Below are 17,519 nucleotides of genomic sequence, written 5' to 3'. Positions count from 1 at the left end.
AGACGGCATGAGCGTGGCCTTGTGCCTGTCGGCGCTCGGCGGGGCGGTTCTCGCCGCCCTGCCGGGACCGGCCTTCACCCTGTCCTGGACCCATTCGGTGGAAAGGACCGAATGGAGGGAGGATTGGCGCATCGAGGACGGTCGTCTCGTCCTGATCGAAGCCCGCGTGAAGGGCACCGGCGCCGGGATGGAACCGCCGCAGGGTGCCCGCCTCGCCGAAGGCTGGTGGATATGGGTGCCGGCGGTGCCGCCGTTGGAGCGGCTGGTGCTGGCCGCCTCGTCCCACACGCCGGACCACAGGCTGTGCGCGGGGGAAGAGTGCCGCCCGCTTCACGGCTGGATCGGCGGACCGGTCCCGAGTCCCCTCGAACTGAAGCCCTGCGGCTAGAGACACGTTTTTCACGCACGGCGGGTAAGGTGATTCCGTGGGGGCGATCCGGCTTGGCTTAGCCCTTTCGGAGACGCATACTTCGGTAACTGATATTACAGATGAATGCGTGTTATGACCGACGCCCGACCCACCCGACACCGCCTCACCCGTTCACTGTCCGTACCCCTGGCCGCACTGGCAGGCCTCGCCGCCGCTGGACTGCCAGGGGTGGCCCTGGCGGCGGAAGCGGCGGGGGCTCCGCATCTCGACGGGCGGGATCTGAGCGTGTTCTGGGTGATTCCCTTCGCCGGGATTCTCCTGTCCATCGCGCTGATGCCGCTGCTGGCGCCGTCCTTCTGGCACCATCATTTCGGCAAGGTCGCCGCCGGCTGGGCCATCGCCTTCCTGCTGCCCTTCGCGCTGACCTTTGGGGCGGGGCTCGCCACCTACGAACTGCTGCACACCCTCCTTCTCGAATACATCCCCTTCATCGTGCTGCTGACCGCCCTCTTCACGGTGGCGGGCGGCGTGCGGATCGCCGGCACCCTGGTTGGGACGCCGCTGGCGAACACGCTGGGGCTGGGGCTTGGCACGCTTCTGGCGAGCCTGATGGGGACCACCGGCGCCTCCATGCTGCTGATCCGGCCGCTGATCCGCGCCAACGAGCACCGGCGGCACAAGGTGCACACCATCGTCTTCTTCATCTTCCTGGTGTCGAACGTCGGCGGCTCCCTGACGCCGCTGGGCGATCCGCCGCTGTTCCTGGGCTTCCTGAAGGGGGTCAGCTTCTTCTGGCCGACCGTGCACCTGTTCTGGCCGATGATGCTGGTGGCCGGCTGCCTGCTGGCGATCTATTTCCTGGTCGACCTCTATCTCCACACCAAGGACCCCGGCAAGCACCCGTTGATCGAGGGCGTGCATGAGCGGGAGCCGGTGCGGATCGAGGGGGCGGTCAACCTGCTCCTTCTCGTCGCCATCGTCGGTGCCGTCCTGCTCAGCGGCGTCTGGCATCCGGGGGTGGGGGTGGAGATCTACCACATCCATGTGCCGCTGGAGACGATCGTCAGCAACCTGCTGCTCCTCGGCATCACCGGGCTGTCGCTGAAGCTGACCAGCGCGCACAGCCGCCGCCTGAACGCCTTCACCTGGGGGCCGATCCTGGAGGTGGCGAAGCTGTTCGCCGCGATCTTCCTGACCATCATCCCGGCCATCGCCATCCTGCGGGCGGGCACGGACGGTGCGCTGGGCGCCATCATCGCGGCGGTGAACCAGAACGGCCAGCCGGTGCCGGCGGCCTATTTCTGGGCGGCGGGCATTCTGTCCAGCTTCCTCGACAACGCGCCGACCTATCTGATCTTCTTCAACACCGCCGGCGGCGACGCGCAGGTGCTGATGACCGACCTCGCGGTGACCCTGGCGGCGATTTCGGCGGGTGCGGTGTTCATGGGCGCCAACACCTACATCGGCAACGCGCCGAACTTCATGGTCAAGGCCATCGCCGAGGAGCGCGGCGTGGCGATGCCAAGCTTCTTCGGCTACATGCTGTGGTCCTTCGGCATCCTGGTGCCGCTGTTCGTCCTGGTGACCTGGGTGTTCTTCCTCTGAGGCGACTTTTCATTCGCTTCAGACTGATATGGCCTCATGTGCCGGCCGGGCTTCGGCCGCCGCACTGGGTCCGAAACTCCAAGTACGGATGCCGGGCGGCCCCTCGCCGCCCGGCAATTCGCCGGTCAGTGCGACATCAGCACCGGCACCTCCAGCTTCGCCAGCACCGTCCGGGTGGCGCCGCCCAGCACCATCTCCCGCAGGCGGGAATGGCCGTAGGACCCCATCACCAGCAGGTCGCCGCCCACCTCGCGGCAGGCGCTGATCAGGACGTCGCCGACGTCGCCGCCCCGGAAGATGTTGGCCTGATGCTGGCTTCGCACGCCGTGGCGCTCCAGCCAGATCATCAGATCGCGCCCGCTGTCCAGCCTGTGGCCCGGCGGGTCGATGGTGACCACGGTGACCTTCTCCGCCTCCTTCAGGAAGGGCAGGGCGTTGCGCACGGCGCGGCCGGCCTCCCGCGTGTTCTTCCATGCAACCACCACATGACGCCCGATCGCCGACGCCGTCGCCGCGGCGTGGGGCAGGATCAGCGCGGGGCAGGGGCTGGTCAGCGGCAGCCGGTCGGGCACCTGCAGCGTCACCCGCTCGCCGCGCTCGTCGTCGTGGCTCTGCGTGACCACGGCCAGATCGGCATAGACGGCGCGGGCGGCCAGCAGTTCCACATGGTCGCCTTCCTCGATCGTCCAGGAGTAGGAGCAGTCCTTCAACGCCTGCCGAACCTCCTGCTCGATCTGTTCGGCCTTCTCGTGGGCGATGGCCGTGGCCTCCGCGATGAAGGCGTAGGACGCGGCGCGGCCGGTCACCGCGGCGGGCATGGACACCGGCGTGGCGACGAACAGCACCTCGACAAAGGCGGAAAAGCGTCTGGCGAGACCGACCGCGACCTCAAGCCGCTGGGTGTGGCGGTCGTCGTTCGACATGTGCAGCAGGATCGTCTTGATCGGCATGGTCTCGCTCGCAGGTTTCGAACCGGATGACCGGCCTTCCATAGGTAATGTTTGTTGAGCCAATGTTGCAACGATCCGGCTAGCGGCTGGCGAGGCCCGTGCGTGCGTGCGCGTCGGGGTCGGGAGGAAGTCCGGAGATTTCCAGAAGCAGCTTGCTCAGGATGGCGTCGGCGAAGGCTTCGAAGCTGACCGCGGGGACCAGGAATGCGCCGGGCCCGCCGATCACGTGCTCCTCGTAATAGCCGTCAAGGTTCGTCGGCGCCGCCCCGCCCCAGGGGTTGGGCCGGTCGTTCAGGATCGGCAGGCCGTTGATGGTGATCCCCGCGGCCACCGCCTCGTCGCGCGCCCATTGCACCGGACGGCCGCGGTTGTTGACCCCGTCGCCCGACACGTCGATCACCCGCCGCGTCCCCTCGAAGCCGTTGTCGCTGAACAGACGGGCGCTGAAGTCGATGGCCGCGCTGATCGAGGTCCATTGCGCGCTCAGCGTGGGCGATTCGGCGATGGAGGAGGCGAAGGCCTCGACGCTGCCCGTGTCGCTCAGCAGGGTCCAGGGAACGGTGATGCGCTGGAAGCTGTCGCCGGCCCATTCGACGTAGGTGACGGCGATGCGCCCAAAGGGGCCGCCGCGGATGGCCGCCTGGACCTTCGGATCGGTGAGGGCGGCGACGTAGCCCTCGCGCTGGAGGCGGCCCTCCTCCGCGTCCACGCTGCCGGACACGTCGACGGCCAGCACCAGTTCCAGATCGACCGGCGTGTCGGCCAGGACCGGAGCCCCCAGCCCGCCGGTCACGAGAATCGCGGCGGCCACCCCCGCCAGACGCCACGCACCGTCCATGCCGTGCCTCCCCCGCGGAAGTTTTCGCCCATACCCCTCAAGAAAAGAGATCGCCGCGCGGCCACGGCAAGGGGCGATGAGGGGCTTCGTGCGCGGGACGTTGACGGACGGGCGTGGCCGCTCCACCTCTCCACCCCATGCCGACCGAATCGCCACCCGACTTTCCGCCCGACTTCCCCGCCCGCCCGCTGTTCCTCGGCAGCGAGATCTACAGGGGGTCCAGCTACGGCGCGAAGCACCCGCTGGCCATCCCGCGGGTGTCCACCGCCATCGACCTCAGCCGCGCCATGGGCTGGTTGCCCGACGCGGTCTACCGCGACAGCCCGATGGCGACGCCGGGGGAACTGGCCCGCTTCCACGCCCCGGACTACATCGCCGCCCTGCACCGCGCCGAGGCCGACCAGCGCGTGGACGCCGCGACGGGGGAGCGCTACAACCTCGGCCGGTTGGAGAATCCCATCTTTCCGGAGATGTACCGCCGTCCCGCCATCAGCACCGGCGCCGCCATCCTGGCCGGGCGCCTGCTGGCGGAGGCGCCCGCCGGCATCGTCTACAGCCCGGCCAGCGGCACCCATCACGCCCGTCCGGGACGGGCCAGCGGCTTCTGCTATCTCAACGCCCCGGTGCTGGGCATCCTGGCCCTGCTCGATTCCGGGATCGACCGGGTGCTCTATGTGGATCTCGACGCCCACCATGGCGACGGGGTGGAGGAAGCCTTCGCCGATGATGACCGCGTGCTGACCTTGTCGGTCCATGAGGACGGGCGCTGGCCCTTCACCGGCAAGGCGGAGGACCGCCCCGGCGCGATGGCCGTCAACCTGCCGGTTCCTCCGGAGTTCAACGACACCGAGATGGATTACCTGCTGGAGACGGCGATCCTGCCGGTGGGGCGGGCGTTCCGCCCCCAGGCGCTGGTCATCCAGACCGGGGCCGACGCGCTCGCCGAAGACCCGCTGAGCCGGCTGGAGCTGTCGAACGGCGCGCTGTGGCGGGCGGTCCGGGCGCTGATGGGACTGGCGCCGCGCCTGATGGTCGTCGGAGGCGGCGGCTACAACCCCTGGTCCGTCGGGCGCTGCTGGGCGGGAATTTGGGCGGTGCTGAACGGCATCGACCCGGCGGTGCCGCCGACGCCGCAGGCGGAGGGCGTGCTGCGGGAGCTGACCTGGTCGCGCGCCGCCGGGCGCAACCCGCCGGAGCATTGGTTCACCACCCTGGCCGACGCGCCGCGCCCCGGCCCGCTGCGCGACGAGGTGCGGCGCGTTGCCGCTGCGGCAATCACGAAGATGGTCCGAACCGGATAATCTTTGGAAAGTTTTGCGTTCACAGAGGTCACGCAGTTGACGTAATGGAACGAATCGGCCAGCCTGATTCGCGCGACTCGCGCTGTCCGCAGGCCGGTTCGACCGGCCACGTCAGGCTGAGACCGGGAGCCGGAAAGACGGAGAGGGGGCAGGCCGCCGATGTCCAACACCACCTTGCTCCTGCTGACCATCGCCGCGATGATGCTGGCCGCCGTTCCGGTCGCCATGATGCTGAAACGCTTCCTTCCCGATTTTCTCCATCGCTCCGCAGGCCTCGACCAGCTTGAGAATCGCATCTACGTCCTTCATTCCGAGATCCACGAGCTTCAGGACCGGGTGAACGGCAAGGTGCAGCGGCGCAACCAGGTGTCCGCCGAGAAGCACCGCGCCGAAACCGAGAACCGCAAGATGGAGCGGGCGATCGCGGAGATCGCCCTTCAGCCCCCCGTGTTCGTGCATGAGGTGGGCGATCCCCAGGCCGGCCTGTCGAAGTTCCTGGTGAATGTCGCCCAGGAGAAGGCGTCCTCCGGCGGGGACAAGTCCCAGGTCAACCCGATCTGGCGCTGCGCCAACGTGGCGGAGGTCTGGGCGTCCAACGCGGAAGAGGCCAGGCAACTCGTCGAGGTGGCGTTTCCCTTCAAGATGGGATTCACCAAGACGTTCCAGAAGACCCAGGGCCGCCCCAACCCCGGCCGGATCAGGGCGCCCGCCAAATGATGATCAACTTCCTCATCATTCTTGGCATCATCGCCATCGGGGCATGGCTGGGCAACGTGATGCTGGCGGTCGATGCGCAGGTGGCGCAGAGCCGCAGCCGTCTGCGCGCCGCCAAGGACTCCATCGGCAAGCTGGAGGCGACGATCCGCCGGCTGCAGCGGGAAGAGGAGGCCATCGTCAAGGAGATCGACGAGTGCATGGCCGACACGGTCGAGGCGCGGCGCAAGCAGTCGGAGATCCAGCGGCGCCTGTCCGAAGCGCAGACCAAACAGCGGCCCCAGCTCCTGATCCTGACCGACCGCCGGAATCCGAACGACAAGGAATGGCTGGTGACCGTCGTCAACACCCAGGTTGGCGAGATCGACGCGCTGCACCCGCTGGCCGTCGAGTGGGCGCGCGGGCGCGACTATCTTGTCTGGGCCGAGAGCGACCGCGAGGCCGGGGAGCGGGCCATTCGCCGCTTCAGCGCGCGCCCCGGTTATCAGATCAAGCAAATCAAGCCGCTGACCAAGGACATCTACACCACCGCCACCGACCGTACGGCGGCGTGACGCCCTCCACGAGACGCCTCTGGACAGGCGTGCGCCGCGGCGGCATCGTCCAGGCTCTTGAACGTCAAGGGATGGGTTGGTCGCGATGATCGGACGGGCTGTGCGTGTCCTTTTGGGTGGGCTTCTGATGGGGGCCGCTATTCTGCTGTCGGCCTTGCCGGCGACGGCGCTGGAGAGCTTCGCCCGCTCCTCCCTGACCGTCGAGACGGCGGGCGGCGGCAAGTACCGCTTCGACATCGAGCTGGCGGAAACCCCGGCGCAGCAGGCGCAGGGGCTGATGTTCCGCGAGAAGATGGCCGCGGACGCCGGCATGTTGTTCATCTACGACCGTCCGCAGCCGGCCAGCTTCTGGATGAAGAACACGCTGATCCCGCTCGACATGATCTTCATCGGGGCCGACGGCCGCATCGTGAACATCCACGCCAACGCCGTGCCGCAATCGCTGGACGCGGTGAATTCGGCCGGCCCGGTGAAGGGAATCCTTGAGATCAACGGCGGCATGAGCGCGCGGCTGGGAATCCGGCCGGGTGATCGCGTGGTGCACGCGACGTTCGGCACCGCGAAGTGATGGCGCCGCCGCGTTAAGGGCGCCCGTCGGGGAGCCCGAAGGCGGTCAGGAAGAGCCGGGCGGCTGCGTCGGGATCCGTGGTCGCACCGTTCACCACAGCGGCGGCGCGCGGGTGCAGCCATCCCCGCAGGGTGCGCCGCAACCCGTCGCCGGGATGCGCCGCGTCCTCCGGCACCGTCTCCAGCACCGCGGCCGGCGTCCCCTGCCGCGCCAGCCAAGCGGCGGCCAGGGCGACGGTCCCGGCGTCGGTTCCCACCCCGATCAGCCCGGCCGGTCGGCGCTCCGCGACGATCCGAGCGAGGGCGAGGACGGAGGTGCCCGTGTGCCGCTTGGCGAGGTCGATCTGGCCGATGCCGGGGTGCAGCGCCGCCCGCAGCGGCCCGCCTCCCATCGGGGCGATGACGTCGAGCCCGCAGCCCCGCCGCTGCAGGGCATGGGCGATGCCCACGACGGCGCGTCCGGCCGGGGAGTCGTCCAGCCCGGAAGCGAAAACGGCAAGACGGGGAGGGGGCATGGAAGGGCTGTTCATGGCGAGTGTTCGGCGGCGTCGAAGGGGGTGGCATCATACGGAAGCCCCACCCTGCGGGATAGATGCGGCTGCGTCTTGCCGTCCGCGCGGGGTTCGTGTATTCCACTGCGCGACGTCGGGGCGTAGCGCAGTCTGGTCAGCGCGCCAGTTTTGGGTACTGGAGGCCCCCGGTTCGAATCCGGGCGCCCCGACCAACGAATTTCGAACGATGCACCACGCACGTATCAGAGGAGATGCCGCGTCATGAAGGTCCGGATCTACCAGCCGAGCAAAGCGGCCACTCAGTCCGGGCGTGCCAAGACGCATCGTTGGCTGCTCGAATACGAGATCGAGACCCCGCGCCGTCCGGAGCCGCTGATGGGCTGGATCAGCTCCGGCGATACGCTGAACCAGGTGCGCATCGGTTTCGAGACGTCGGAGGAGGCCGTCGCCTTCGCCCAGCGCAAGGGGTGGGACTACACGGTCCAGGACGCTCCGGTGCGCCGCGTCCGCCCGCGCAACTACGCCGACAACTTCCGCATGGACCGTCCGCGCTTCTGATCCGGACCGGGGCCCCATAGCTCAGTTGGATAGAGCAATCGCCTTCTAAGCGATAGGTCGCAGGTTCGAATCCTGCTGGGGTCGCCATCTCCTTTGCAGCACAGTCCGCCCCCCATCGGTTCGGGCCAGCCGCTGATCTCCATCAGCGGACGCCGTGCCGATTCCTGAATTGGTCAACACAGTTATCCCCATATTCCTTTCGTTATATACAAGGGAGTAGGGAAACCTGTGTCTGTGGTCCCGACCTGACGATTTGCAGTGTATCCAACGGTTTCGCACCGCAATGACTATGCCCAATTTGGGGGCGTGATGGCAATTGGTCGCCACTCCAACGGGCTTGACCAACCATCCACAATGTTATCCACAGAAAATGGGGATAACTCCAAAGCGCCGATATGAGGTGGGTCTAAGGCGTTATCATGCGCCGCCGTCATTACCATCTTCCGCAAGGAACGGTTTCCGTGCCGGAGACGTTGCACGGGGCGCGTGAGCAATCCCACGCCGTTCGGCGTCAGCACGAGGTGATGTCTTGGTCGGTTGGATCATCAAAACGCTTCTGCTGTGCTTCGTGGTCGGACTGGTCCTGTCCTTCCTGGACATCAATCCGGCGAGCATCCTGACCAACAGTTGGGACACGATCCAGGACATCGCACGGTTGACCGCGGATCTCTTCCATTGGGCGTTGCCCTACATCCTGATCGGCGCGGTGATTGTCGTGCCGCTGTCGGTCATCGGAGCGCTCATGCGCTGGACCCGCACGCGGCACCGTCCCTGATGCGGGCCCCATGCGGCCCAATGCCCGCCACCCGCACAAGAAAAAACCGGAGATCCAATGGATCTCCGGCTAAGTGAATACAGGGAGGGTTAGAGACAAGGACTGTTTAGCTCTTCGGCCCTCCCGCTTCGTTGATCTGCGTCAATCGACGATAATTTTATCAGAGCCCTGCAACCGGGCCGGTCTTGTCTTTGGGCAAAAAAATAGCCGGGGGTTCCATTGGAACCCCCGGCATAGGCGAATACAGGGAGGGTTAGAGACAAGAGCGTTCTACTCCCTCGGGACCCCGCCTACTTTGACATAGATCAAACACATTTCGCATTGCAGCGAAGGTTTAGCGTCTTAATTATTACCGCCTTATTTATGCGTGTGCCCGTAGAGAACCGAGGGATCGGTCTCAACATCTTGAATAATTTCGAGTTTCCCATCACGCAGGGCGCGGTAGAAGCAACTGCGCCGCCCGGTGTGGCAGGCGACGCCGTCCTGCTCCACGATCACCAGCAGGGTATCGCCGTCGCAGTCGACGCGGAAATCCTTCAGCCGCTGCGTCTGGCCCGAGGTCTCGCCTTTTCGCCACAACCCCTTGCGGGACCGCGACCAGTAGCAGACGCGGCCCGTCCTCAGCGTTTCCAGCACGGCCTCGCGGTTCATCCAGGCCATCATCAGGATCTCGCCGGTTCCTTCGGCCTGGGCGATGGCGGGAACCAGCCCGTCGGCGTTGAAGGCGATGGCGGCAATCACCTCGTCAAATGCGGGATCGATGGAGGGGCCGGGCGCGGTGGTGTCCGTCATGGTGTCCAATCCTCGTGCTTGTGCCGCGGGTCCGGACGCGCCCGTTAGCGGGCGGCCCTCAGGCGGGTGAAGGCGCCGTCCAGGTCGCGGATGAGATCGTCGACGTCCTCCAGCCCGGCGTGCAGGCGCAGAACGGTGCCGGGATCGGTCCAACGGGTCGCGGTGCGGACGGCGCCGGGACGCGTCGGAAGGATCAGGCTCTCGAATCCGCCCCAGCTGTAACCCAGCCCGAACAGCTCCAGGGAATTCAGCATGGCCGACAGGGCCGGCTTCGGCACCGCGTCCATGACGATGGAGAAGAGGCCGGAGGAGCGCCCGATGTCGCGCTTCCACAGCGCATGGCCCGGGCAGTCCGGGAAGGCCGGGTGCAGGACGCGCGTGACCTCGGGCTGCTTCGACAGCCAGCCGGCCAGGGCGAGCGCGCTTGCCTCATGCTGTTTCAAACGGACGGACAGGGTGCGCAGGCCGCGCAACCCCAGGAAGATGTCGTCTGGGCCGGCGCAGGTGCCCGTCCGCGTGGCCGCCTTCTTGACGGCCAGCCACTGCGCCTCGTTGGCGCAGGAGATCACGCCGAGCATCGCGTCGGCATGGCCGACGATGTATTTGGTGGCCGAGTGGATCGACACGTCCACCCCGTGGTTCAGCGGCTGGAAGAAGAGGGGGGTGGCCCAGGTGTTGTCGATCATCACCGTGGCGCCCACCGTCTTGGCCGCGGCGGCGATGGCCGGGACGTCCTGCACCTCGAAGGTCAGCGAGCCCGGTGATTCGAGGAAGACCACGCTGGTGTTCGGCTTCAGCAGGGCGGTGATGCCGGCGCCGATGGTGGGGTCGAAATACTCCACCTCCACGCCGTAAGGGACCAGCGTGTCGTTGGCGAATCGGCGGGTCGGACCATAGGCGCTGTCGGTGATCAGCACATGGTCGCCCGCCTTGGTGAAGGCGAGGAGGGCCGTGGCGATGGCGTTCAGGCCGGACCCCGTGTTGACGGCACGATAGGCGCCTTCAAGCTCCGCCACCGCCTGTTCGAAGGCCAGCGTGGTCGGCGTGCCGACGCGCCCGTAGTTGATGCTGTCGAAGGGGGTGCGGTCGCTGGCCTCCAGCTCCTCCAGCGTCGGGAAGAGCACCGTCGAGCAATGATAGACCGGCGGATTCACGATTCCGTGATTCTCGCGCGGGCTGCGCCCGGCATGCCCGAGGATCGTATCTTTTCGTGCGTCTTTCATGGGTCTTCCCGCAACAACAGTGATGGCGGCCGTATCGCGATATTCCAAGTCGGACCCGGCCGCCAAAGATTCTTTTCCCTAAGCCTCTGTAAGGGATAACCAATCCAAATGCACGGCTTAAGGATGATTCGACAAGCCGGATGCTGTTGGTGCACTCTTGTCACACGCGCGTGTCCGCCATGCGGGGCGCGCATTGCATGAACCTAAGCGTAAAAACGCAAGAACAGGGTGGAGCTTAATATGAAATCGGGAATCCTCGCCGCGGCTGCCGCGGCCGTGGTGTTCGGTGCCGTCACCGGCGCGCAGGCCGGTCCGACGCTGGACGCCGTCAAGGGCCGCGGCTTCGTTCAGTGCGGCGTGAACGCCGGCCTTCCGGGCTTCGGCAACCCCGACAGCTCGGGCAACTGGACCGGTCTCGATGTCGATTACTGCCGCGCGGTCGCGGTTGCGCTGTTCAACGACCCGAACAAGGTCAAGTTCACCCCGCTGTCGGCCCAGCAGCGCTTCCCCGCCATCCAGTCGGGCGAAGTCGATCTGCTGTCGCGCAACACCACCGTCACGCTGACCCGCGACACCTCGGTCGGCCTGAACTTCGCCCCGGTCACCTACTATGATGGCCAGGGCTTCATGGTGAACAAGAAGCTCGGCGTGAAGAGCGCCAAGGAGCTGAACGGCGCCACCGTCTGCGTCCAGGCCGGCACCACGACCGAACTGAACCTGGCGGATTACTTCCGCACCAACAACATGTCCTACAACCCGGTCGTTATCGAGTCGAACGACGAGGTGAACGCCGCCTACTTCGCCGGCCGCTGCGACGTGCTGACGACGGACGCCTCCGGCCTGGCCGGCACCCGCGCCGGCGTGGCCCCGGTTCCGGACGACCACATCATCCTCCCGGAGATCATCTCCAAAGAACCGCTGGCCCCCGCCGTCCGCCACGGTGACGACCAGTGGTTCGATGTGGTGAAGTGGACCGTCTACGCCACCATCCAGGCCGAAGAGATGGGCATCACGTCCAAGAACGTCGATGAGTTCGTGAACAGCAAGAACCCGGAGATCCAGCGCATCCTCGGCACCTCGCCGGGCATGGGCAAGGCGCTGGGCCTTGACGAGAAGTGGGCCTACAACATCATCAAGACCATGGGCAACTATGGTGAGATCTTCGAGCGCAACGTCGGCATGAAGACCCCGCTGAAGCTGGAGCGCGGCCTGAACGCGCTGTGGACCAACGGCGGTCTGCAGTACGCGATGCCGATCCGCTGAGGACGGAAAGGGGGACCGCGGACCACAGGGAGGCCCGCGGTCCTTCCTTTTTTGACGACGGGCGGGGCGGTTGCAGGGCGACAAGAATCAATGCCCGTGCCGCAGGCCCGTTTGGGAGACGATATACGTGGCGCAGGTTGCGGCGGACGTTCGGGAGGCGGCCGGCGCGCTCACGCCATGCTGGTGAGGGGAGAGAACCGTGGCCAGCGAGACCCGGGACACCGCGCGCCCAAGCGCGCCTGGCGGTGTTTCATTTTCCCTCAGCGACCCGACGGTCCGTGCCGTGTTCTACCAGGTTCTGGTGGTCGGCATCGTCATCGCGGTCGGCTGGTTCCTTATTCACAACACGCTCGACAACCTGTCGAAGCGGTCCATCGCGACGGGGTTCGGATTCCTGGAGCGCGAGGCCTCCTTCGGCATCGGTGAGAGCCTGATCGACTACCATCCGCGGGACAGCTACGGCCGGGCCTTCCTGGTCGGCGTGCTGAACACGCTGAAGGTGTCGATCATCGGCGTCGTCCTGGCCACCGTGCTGGGCACGCTGATCGGCGTGGCCCGCCTGTCGAGCAACTGGCTGATCGCCAAGATCGCCTCCGCCTATGTGGAGATCGTCCGCAACATCCCGCCGCTGCTCCAGCTCTTCTTCTGGTACGCGCTGGTGTCGGAGAGCATGCCGCCGGTGCGGCAGGCGCTGAACCCGATTCCCGGCGTGTTCCTGTCGCAGCGCGGCCTGTTCGTGCCGGTGCCCTCCGCCGACCCGGTGTGGGGCACGATGGGCTTCGCGCTCGCCATCGCGGTGATCGCGGTCATCTTCCTGCGGCGCTGGGCCAAGTCCCGGCAGGAACGGACCGGCCAGCCCTTTCCGATCGGATCGGCGAGCCTGGGCCTGCTGATCGGCCTGCCGCTGATCGCCTACATCGCCGGCGGCGCGCCGACGGCGCTGGACGTGCCGAAGCTTCAGGGCTTCAATTTCGTCGGCGGCGTGGTCATCACCCCGGAATTCTTCGCGATCCTGGTCGGTCTGGTCGTCTACACCGCCGCCTTCATCGCCGAGGTGGTGCGCAGCGGCATCCTGGCGGTCAACTGGGGCCAGACGGAGGCTTCGCGGGCGCTCGGCCTCGACAGCGGCAAGACGCTGCGGCTCGTCGTCCTGCCGCAGGCCCTGCGGGTGATCGTGCCGCCGCTGACCAGCCAGTATCTGAACCTGACCAAGAACAGCTCCCTGGCGCTCGCCATCGGGTACCCGGATCTGGTGTCGATCGCCAACACGACGCTGAACCAGACCGGTCAGGCGATCGAGGGCGTGGCGATGATCATGGGCACCTATCTGGTCATCAGCCTGGGCATCTCGATCTTCATGAACTGGTACAACAAGCGCATCGCGCTGGTGGAGCGCTGACGGCCATGACAGACAACGTCCATACCGGCAACGTCCCCACCGGAAGCATTCCCGACGAACGCCCGCCGTCCAGCACCGTCGGTCCCGTGGCGTGGCTGCGCAACAACCTGTTCAACACCTGGTACAACGCGCTCCTGACGATCCTGATCGCCTGGCTTTTCTTCAAGGCGATCCCGCCGCTTCTCGACTGGCTGATCTTCAACGCCAACAGCTTCGGCACGCCGCCCCATGTGTGCCGGCAGGAGGGCGGCGCCTGCTGGACCTTCGTTAGCGAGAAGCTGCGCTTCGTCATGTTCGGCACCTTCCCGTACGACGAGCAGTGGCGGCCGCTGATCACCATCGTGATCATCATCGCGCTGGTCCTGGCGAGCTGCGACCGGCGCTTCTGGAAGCCCTGGCTGGCCCTCGTCTGGATCGCCGGCCTGACCGCGGTGGGCGTGCTGATGTGGGGCGGCGTGCTCGGCCTGACCTACGTCGAGAACACGCTGTGGGGCGGCCTGCCGCTGACGCTGATGCTCTCGGTGGTCGGCCTGTCGGTGGCCTTTCCGGTGTCGGTCCTGCTGGCTCTTGGCCGGCGGTCGCAGCTTCCGGCCATCCGCGTGATTTCGGTGACCTACATCGAGCTGATCCGCGGCGTGCCGCTGATCAGCCTGCTGTTCATGGCCTCGGTGATGTTCCCGTTGTTCCTGCCGACCGGCGTGAACTTCGACAAGCTGCTGCGCGCTCAGATCGCCTTCATCATGTTCGCCGCCGCCTACATGGCGGAAGCGATCCGCGGCGGCCTCCAGGCCATCCCGAAGGGCCAGTACGAGGCGGCAGACGCTCTCGGCCTGAACTACTGGCAGGCGATGGGCAAGATCATCCTGCCGCAGGCGCTCGCCATCTCCATCCCGCCGCTGGTGAACACCTTCATCAGCTTCTTCAAGGACACGTCGCTGGTCATCATCATCGGCCTCTACGACCTGCTGGGCACGGCCAAGGCGGCGCTGTCCGACCCGGCCTGGCGCGGCTTCTACCGCGAGGCCTACCTGTTCATCGGCGTGATCTACTGGGTGTTCTGCTTCTCGATGTCCAAATACAGCCAAAAGCTCGAACGCGACCTGCGTCGCGGTCACCGTCGCTGAGGGAGAGGGAAAAGAGATGACCATGACCCAAACCGCCGGCGCCGCGCGCAGCTTCCCCCAGGGGGAGCCGATCATCCAGTGCCAGGGCGTGCACAAGTGGTACGGCGAGTTCCACGTCCTGAAGAACATCGACCTGTCGGTCGCCAAGGGAGAGCGGATCGTCATCTGCGGCCCCTCGGGCTCCGGCAAGTCGACCATGATCCGCTGCCTGAACCGGCTTGAGGAGCACCAGAAGGGCTCCATCGTCGTCGACGGCATCGAGCTGACCGGCAACCTGAAGAACATCGAGCTGGTCCGCCGCGAAGTCGGCATGGTGTTCCAGCACTTCAACCTGTTCCCGCACCTGACCGTGCTGGAGAATTGCACGCTCGCCCCCATATGGGTCCGCAAGAAGCCGAAGGCCGAGGCGGAGGAGATGGCGATGCGCTACCTGAAGCGGGTGCGCATCGCCGAGCAGGCGCACAAGTACCCCGGCCAGCTCTCCGGCGGGCAGCAGCAGCGCGTCGCCATTGCCCGCTCGCTGTGCATGAGCCCGAAGGTCATGCTGTTCGACGAGCCGACCTCGGCGCTCGACCCCGAGATGGTCAAGGAGGTGCTGGACGTCATGATCGGTCTGGCCGAGGACGGCATGACCATGCTCTGCGTGACGCACGAGATGGGCTTCGCCAAGTCGGTCGCCGACCGCGTCATCTTCATGGACCGCGGCGAGATCGTCGAGCAGAACACGCCCAACGAGTTCTTCAACCACCCGCAGTCGGACCGGACGAAGCTGTTCCTCAGCCAGATCCTGAACCACTGATGCTCACAACCGCGCCGGAACGGCTTGTTCCGGCGCGGTAAACCAGCGCAACCCGCAAGGAACGCTGGCGGGTTGCCCCGGTTTCGGGTTGAATGCAGTCCGTTCGTGCTGTTTGCCGCTGCGCACAACGGAGCCTGCCTGATGGAGCTGCTGAGTCCCCGTCCCGGAATTGGCCAGATCAAGCCCTACCGTCCCGCAAGACCACCGGAGGACGGCGGCGCCTGGGTGGATCTGTCGCTGACGGTCAATCCGCTGGGACCCGGCAAGAAGGCGCTCACCGCCTACCGCCACATGGCGGCGCAGATCCACCGCTATCCCGACTGGTCGCAGGACCGCCTGCGCCACGCCATTGCCCGGCGCTACGATCTGGACGCCGGACACATCACCTGCGCCAACGGCTCCGACGAGATGATCCACCTCGTCACCCAGGCCTTCGCCGGGCCGGGGGACGAGGTTTTGTGCCACGAGCACGGCTACCGCGGCTTCATGAAGGCGATCCGCGCCGCCGGGGCGACGCCGGTGATCGCGGCGGAGCGCGATCTGGTCGTCGATGTCGAGGCAATGATCGACCGGGCGAACGAGAAGACGAAGCTCTGCTTCCTCGCCAACCCGAACAACCCCACCGGCACCTACATCCCGTCGGAGATGGTCCTGCGGCTGCGCGCCGGCCTGCCATCGCACACGTTGCTGGTGCTCGATTCGGCCTACGCCGACTATTGCCGCCGTGACAACTACAGCGACGGGACGGAGATCGTCGAGAACTCCGACAACGTGCTGATGGTGCGCACTTTCTCCAAGCTGCACGGGCTGGCCGGGCTGCGAGTCGGCTGGGCCTACGGCCCGGCGGGGGTGATCGAGGCGGTCAACCAGACGCGCGGCCCCTTCAACGTCGGGATCGCCGCCCAGGCCGCGGCGGAGGCCGCCGTCGGCGACACCGAGCATGAGGAGGCGACCTTCGCCCACAACAGCGCATGGCTGCCCTGGCTGAGCCATGAGCTGGAACAGCTCGGCGTGCGCGTCTATCCCAGCGTCTGCAACTTCATCCTGGCGCGCATCCCGACCGACCCGTCGCTCGGTGTCCAGGCGGTGCTGGACCATCTGGCGCGCCGCGGCATCCTGGTGAAGCCAACCCAGGACTACGGGCTGGCCGACTGCCTGCGCATCACGGTCGGGCGGGAGGACGAAAACCGGGCTCTGGTCGCCGCTCTGGGAGAGATTCTGAGCTGACCTCCGGCTCCGCATCGGGAGCCGGGCCAGGGATAGGGTCGGGATGCCGGGCGTGCTCGCGGGCGAAGATGAACAGCCCGGAGCCGACTACGATCACGATGCCGACCAGCGACAGCAGGTCCGGCCACTCGTCGAAGAAGATCGCCCCGATGGCCAGCGCCCACAGGATCTGGCTGTACTGGGCCGCCCCCACGCGATCGGCCGGGGCGAAGGCGGCGGCCAGGGTGAAGAGGGCCTGGGCGGCGAAGGTCGTGGTGGCGAAGCCCACCGTCAGAATCCATTGCTCCCGCGTCGGCCACTCGAAGCCGGGGATCATCAGCAGGCCGGACGCGACGGCGGTGGACAGAAAGACCGTCCCGATCAGGGTGAAGCGCTTCTCGGAATGCCCGATCATCCGCCCGGTGATGACTACGACGGCGGAGCTGAAGGCGCAGCCCAGCGCCGCGAAATGGCCGGGCAGCAGCTCGCGGAAGCCGGGGCGGGCGACGATCAGCACACCGATGAAGGCCGCGCCGATGGCCAACCGGCGACGCCAGCGCACCGGCTCCTTCAGCACGACGATCGCCAGCAGCGTCACCAAACTGGGCATCAGGAAGATCATAGCGAAGGCTTCCGCGAAGGGAAGGCTGCGGAACGACATGACGCTGAGCGGGGTAGAGGCCGCCACGAAGACCAGCCGCACCGTCATCAGCCAGGGCCGGTTCCAGCGCAGCAGGTCGCCAAGCCGGTCGCCCCGGGTCATGAAGACCGGGGAGAGCAGCAACGGCAGAATGTATGCGAAGAAGGTGACCTCGAAGGGGTCCAGCCCATGCCCGATCGCCTTCACCAGCGCATCGCCCCAGGCGAAGAAGGCGAAGGCCAGGAACGCGAACAGAATGCCCTTCGTCATGGCGTCGGTGTCCTGGCGTTCGGAGCGGCGTGGAGCGAACTCGGGCGAGCGGGCCGGGT

The 17,519-nt window shown here is 66.6% G+C and carries 19 protein-coding genes and 2 tRNA genes; 15 read left to right on the top strand and 6 right to left on the bottom strand.

The window, feature by feature from the left end; translation table 11 throughout:
- Nucleotides 1–7: 7 nt before the first annotated feature.
- Together ABVN73_RS06000 and ABVN73_RS05995 are read left to right on the top strand one after the other, a co-directional pair.
- Complete coding sequence (locus tag ABVN73_RS06000) at nt 8–388, top strand: DUF1850 domain-containing protein (protein WP_353859347.1); 381 nt, start codon at nt 8–10, stop codon at nt 386–388.
- Between the two features lie 210 nt (nt 389–598).
- Entirely contained in the window at nt 599–1,975 is a 1,377-nt protein-coding gene (locus ABVN73_RS05995) for a sodium:proton antiporter (protein WP_353859346.1), read from the top strand.
- A gap of 125 nt (nt 1,976–2,100) precedes the next feature.
- Here the strand turns inward: ABVN73_RS05995 and ABVN73_RS05990 are convergent, their stop codons facing one another.
- A complete protein-coding gene (locus ABVN73_RS05990; RefSeq protein WP_353859345.1) occupies nt 2,101–2,925 on the bottom strand; it encodes a universal stress protein in 825 nt (274 codons plus the stop codon).
- Nucleotides 2,926–3,004: 79 nt separating this feature from the next.
- Nucleotides 3,005–3,763 (bottom strand): DUF1194 domain-containing protein, encoded by a 759-nt coding sequence (locus tag ABVN73_RS05985; RefSeq protein WP_353859344.1) that lies wholly within the window; start codon nt 3,761–3,763, stop codon nt 3,005–3,007.
- Nucleotides 3,764–3,900: 137 nt separating this feature from the next.
- On the opposite strand from ABVN73_RS05985, the gene ABVN73_RS05980 reads away from it, so the two are divergent.
- The 4 genes from ABVN73_RS05980 (at nt 3,901) to ABVN73_RS05965 (ending at nt 6,900) form a co-directional block, all read left to right on the top strand.
- Complete coding sequence (locus tag ABVN73_RS05980; RefSeq protein ID WP_353859468.1) at nt 3,901–5,064, top strand: acetoin utilization protein AcuC; 1,164 nt, start codon at nt 3,901–3,903, stop codon at nt 5,062–5,064.
- Nucleotides 5,065–5,223: 159 nt separating this feature from the next.
- Entirely contained in the window at nt 5,224–5,781 is a 558-nt protein-coding gene (locus tag ABVN73_RS05975; RefSeq protein WP_353859343.1) for a hypothetical protein, read from the top strand.
- On the top strand, nt 5,778–6,332 hold the full coding sequence (locus ABVN73_RS05970; protein WP_353859342.1) for a hypothetical protein: 555 nt from the start codon (nt 5,778–5,780) through the stop codon (nt 6,330–6,332). Before ABVN73_RS05975 ends, ABVN73_RS05970 begins: the two co-directional genes overlap by 4 nt.
- 127 nt (nt 6,333–6,459) lie before the next feature.
- Nucleotides 6,460–6,900, top strand: coding sequence for a DUF192 domain-containing protein (locus ABVN73_RS05965; protein ID WP_353859341.1), 441 nt, complete (start codon nt 6,460–6,462; stop codon nt 6,898–6,900).
- Nucleotides 6,901–6,913: 13 nt separating this feature from the next.
- On the opposite strand, the gene ABVN73_RS05960 is transcribed toward ABVN73_RS05965, so the two are convergent.
- Complete coding sequence (locus tag ABVN73_RS05960) at nt 6,914–7,429, bottom strand: glycosyltransferase (RefSeq protein ID WP_353859340.1); 516 nt, start codon at nt 7,427–7,429, stop codon at nt 6,914–6,916.
- Between the two features lie 116 nt (nt 7,430–7,545).
- Here ABVN73_RS05960 and ABVN73_RS05955 point away from each other — a divergent pair.
- The 4 genes from ABVN73_RS05955 (at nt 7,546) to ABVN73_RS05940 (ending at nt 8,744) form a co-directional block, all read left to right on the top strand.
- A tRNA-Pro gene (locus ABVN73_RS05955) sits at nt 7,546–7,623 on the top strand.
- Nucleotides 7,624–7,672: 49 nt separating this feature from the next.
- On the top strand, nt 7,673–7,969 hold the full coding sequence (locus tag ABVN73_RS05950) for an ETC complex I subunit (RefSeq protein WP_014240426.1): 297 nt from the start codon (nt 7,673–7,675) through the stop codon (nt 7,967–7,969).
- A gap of 10 nt (nt 7,970–7,979) precedes the next feature.
- Nucleotides 7,980–8,056 (top strand) — tRNA-Arg (locus ABVN73_RS05945).
- A 442-nt stretch (nt 8,057–8,498) separates the two neighbouring features.
- Nucleotides 8,499–8,744, top strand: a complete 246-nt coding sequence (locus ABVN73_RS05940) for a DUF6460 domain-containing protein (RefSeq protein WP_353859339.1) — start codon at nt 8,499–8,501, stop codon at nt 8,742–8,744.
- A gap of 357 nt (nt 8,745–9,101) precedes the next feature.
- Here ABVN73_RS05940 and hisI read toward each other — a convergent pair whose 3' ends face one another.
- Both hisI and metC read right to left on the bottom strand, forming a co-directional pair.
- Nucleotides 9,102–9,536, bottom strand: coding sequence for a phosphoribosyl-AMP cyclohydrolase (gene hisI, locus ABVN73_RS05935; RefSeq protein WP_353859338.1), 435 nt, complete (start codon nt 9,534–9,536; stop codon nt 9,102–9,104).
- 44 nt (nt 9,537–9,580) lie between these two features.
- Nucleotides 9,581–10,759 carry a cystathionine beta-lyase gene (metC, locus tag ABVN73_RS05930; protein ID WP_353859337.1) on the bottom strand — a complete coding sequence of 393 codons (1,179 nt, stop codon included), beginning with the start codon at nt 10,757–10,759 and terminating at the stop codon, nt 9,581–9,583.
- A gap of 240 nt (nt 10,760–10,999) precedes the next feature.
- Here metC and ABVN73_RS05925 point away from each other — a divergent pair, with 240 nt between their 5' ends.
- The 5 genes from ABVN73_RS05925 (at nt 11,000) to ABVN73_RS05905 (ending at nt 16,571) form a co-directional block, all read left to right on the top strand.
- The gene (locus tag ABVN73_RS05925) at nt 11,000–12,022 is read left to right on the top strand and encodes an amino acid ABC transporter substrate-binding protein (RefSeq protein WP_035673801.1); all 1,023 of its coding nucleotides are present in this window, start codon (nt 11,000–11,002) and stop codon (nt 12,020–12,022) included.
- 199 nt (nt 12,023–12,221) lie between these two features.
- On the top strand, nt 12,222–13,421 hold the full coding sequence (locus ABVN73_RS05920) for an amino acid ABC transporter permease (protein WP_353859336.1): 1,200 nt from the start codon (nt 12,222–12,224) through the stop codon (nt 13,419–13,421).
- Nucleotides 13,422–13,426: 5 nt separating this feature from the next.
- Nucleotides 13,427–14,545 (top strand): amino acid ABC transporter permease, encoded by a 1,119-nt coding sequence (locus ABVN73_RS05915; RefSeq protein ID WP_353859335.1) that lies wholly within the window; start codon nt 13,427–13,429, stop codon nt 14,543–14,545.
- A gap of 22 nt (nt 14,546–14,567) precedes the next feature.
- Nucleotides 14,568–15,344, top strand: a complete 777-nt coding sequence (locus ABVN73_RS05910) for an amino acid ABC transporter ATP-binding protein (RefSeq protein ID WP_119508431.1) — start codon at nt 14,568–14,570, stop codon at nt 15,342–15,344.
- Nucleotides 15,345–15,449: 105 nt separating this feature from the next.
- Nucleotides 15,450–16,571 carry a histidinol-phosphate transaminase gene (locus ABVN73_RS05905; protein WP_353859334.1) on the top strand — a complete coding sequence of 374 codons (1,122 nt, stop codon included), beginning with the start codon at nt 15,450–15,452 and terminating at the stop codon, nt 16,569–16,571.
- Here ABVN73_RS05905 and ABVN73_RS05900 read toward each other — a convergent pair.
- On the bottom strand, nt 16,507–17,460 hold the full coding sequence (locus ABVN73_RS05900; protein WP_200478664.1) for an EamA family transporter: 954 nt from the start codon (nt 17,458–17,460) through the stop codon (nt 16,507–16,509). The genes ABVN73_RS05905 and ABVN73_RS05900 overlap by 65 nt on opposite strands.
- Nucleotides 17,461–17,519: the final 59 nt, after the last annotated feature.

The organism is Azospirillum formosense, from assembly GCF_040500525.1.
Classification (GTDB): domain Bacteria; phylum Pseudomonadota; class Alphaproteobacteria; order Azospirillales; family Azospirillaceae; genus Azospirillum; species Azospirillum formosense_A.
Note: the sequence above shows the minus strand (reverse complement) of the source record. Positions and strands in the feature narration are given on the sequence as shown.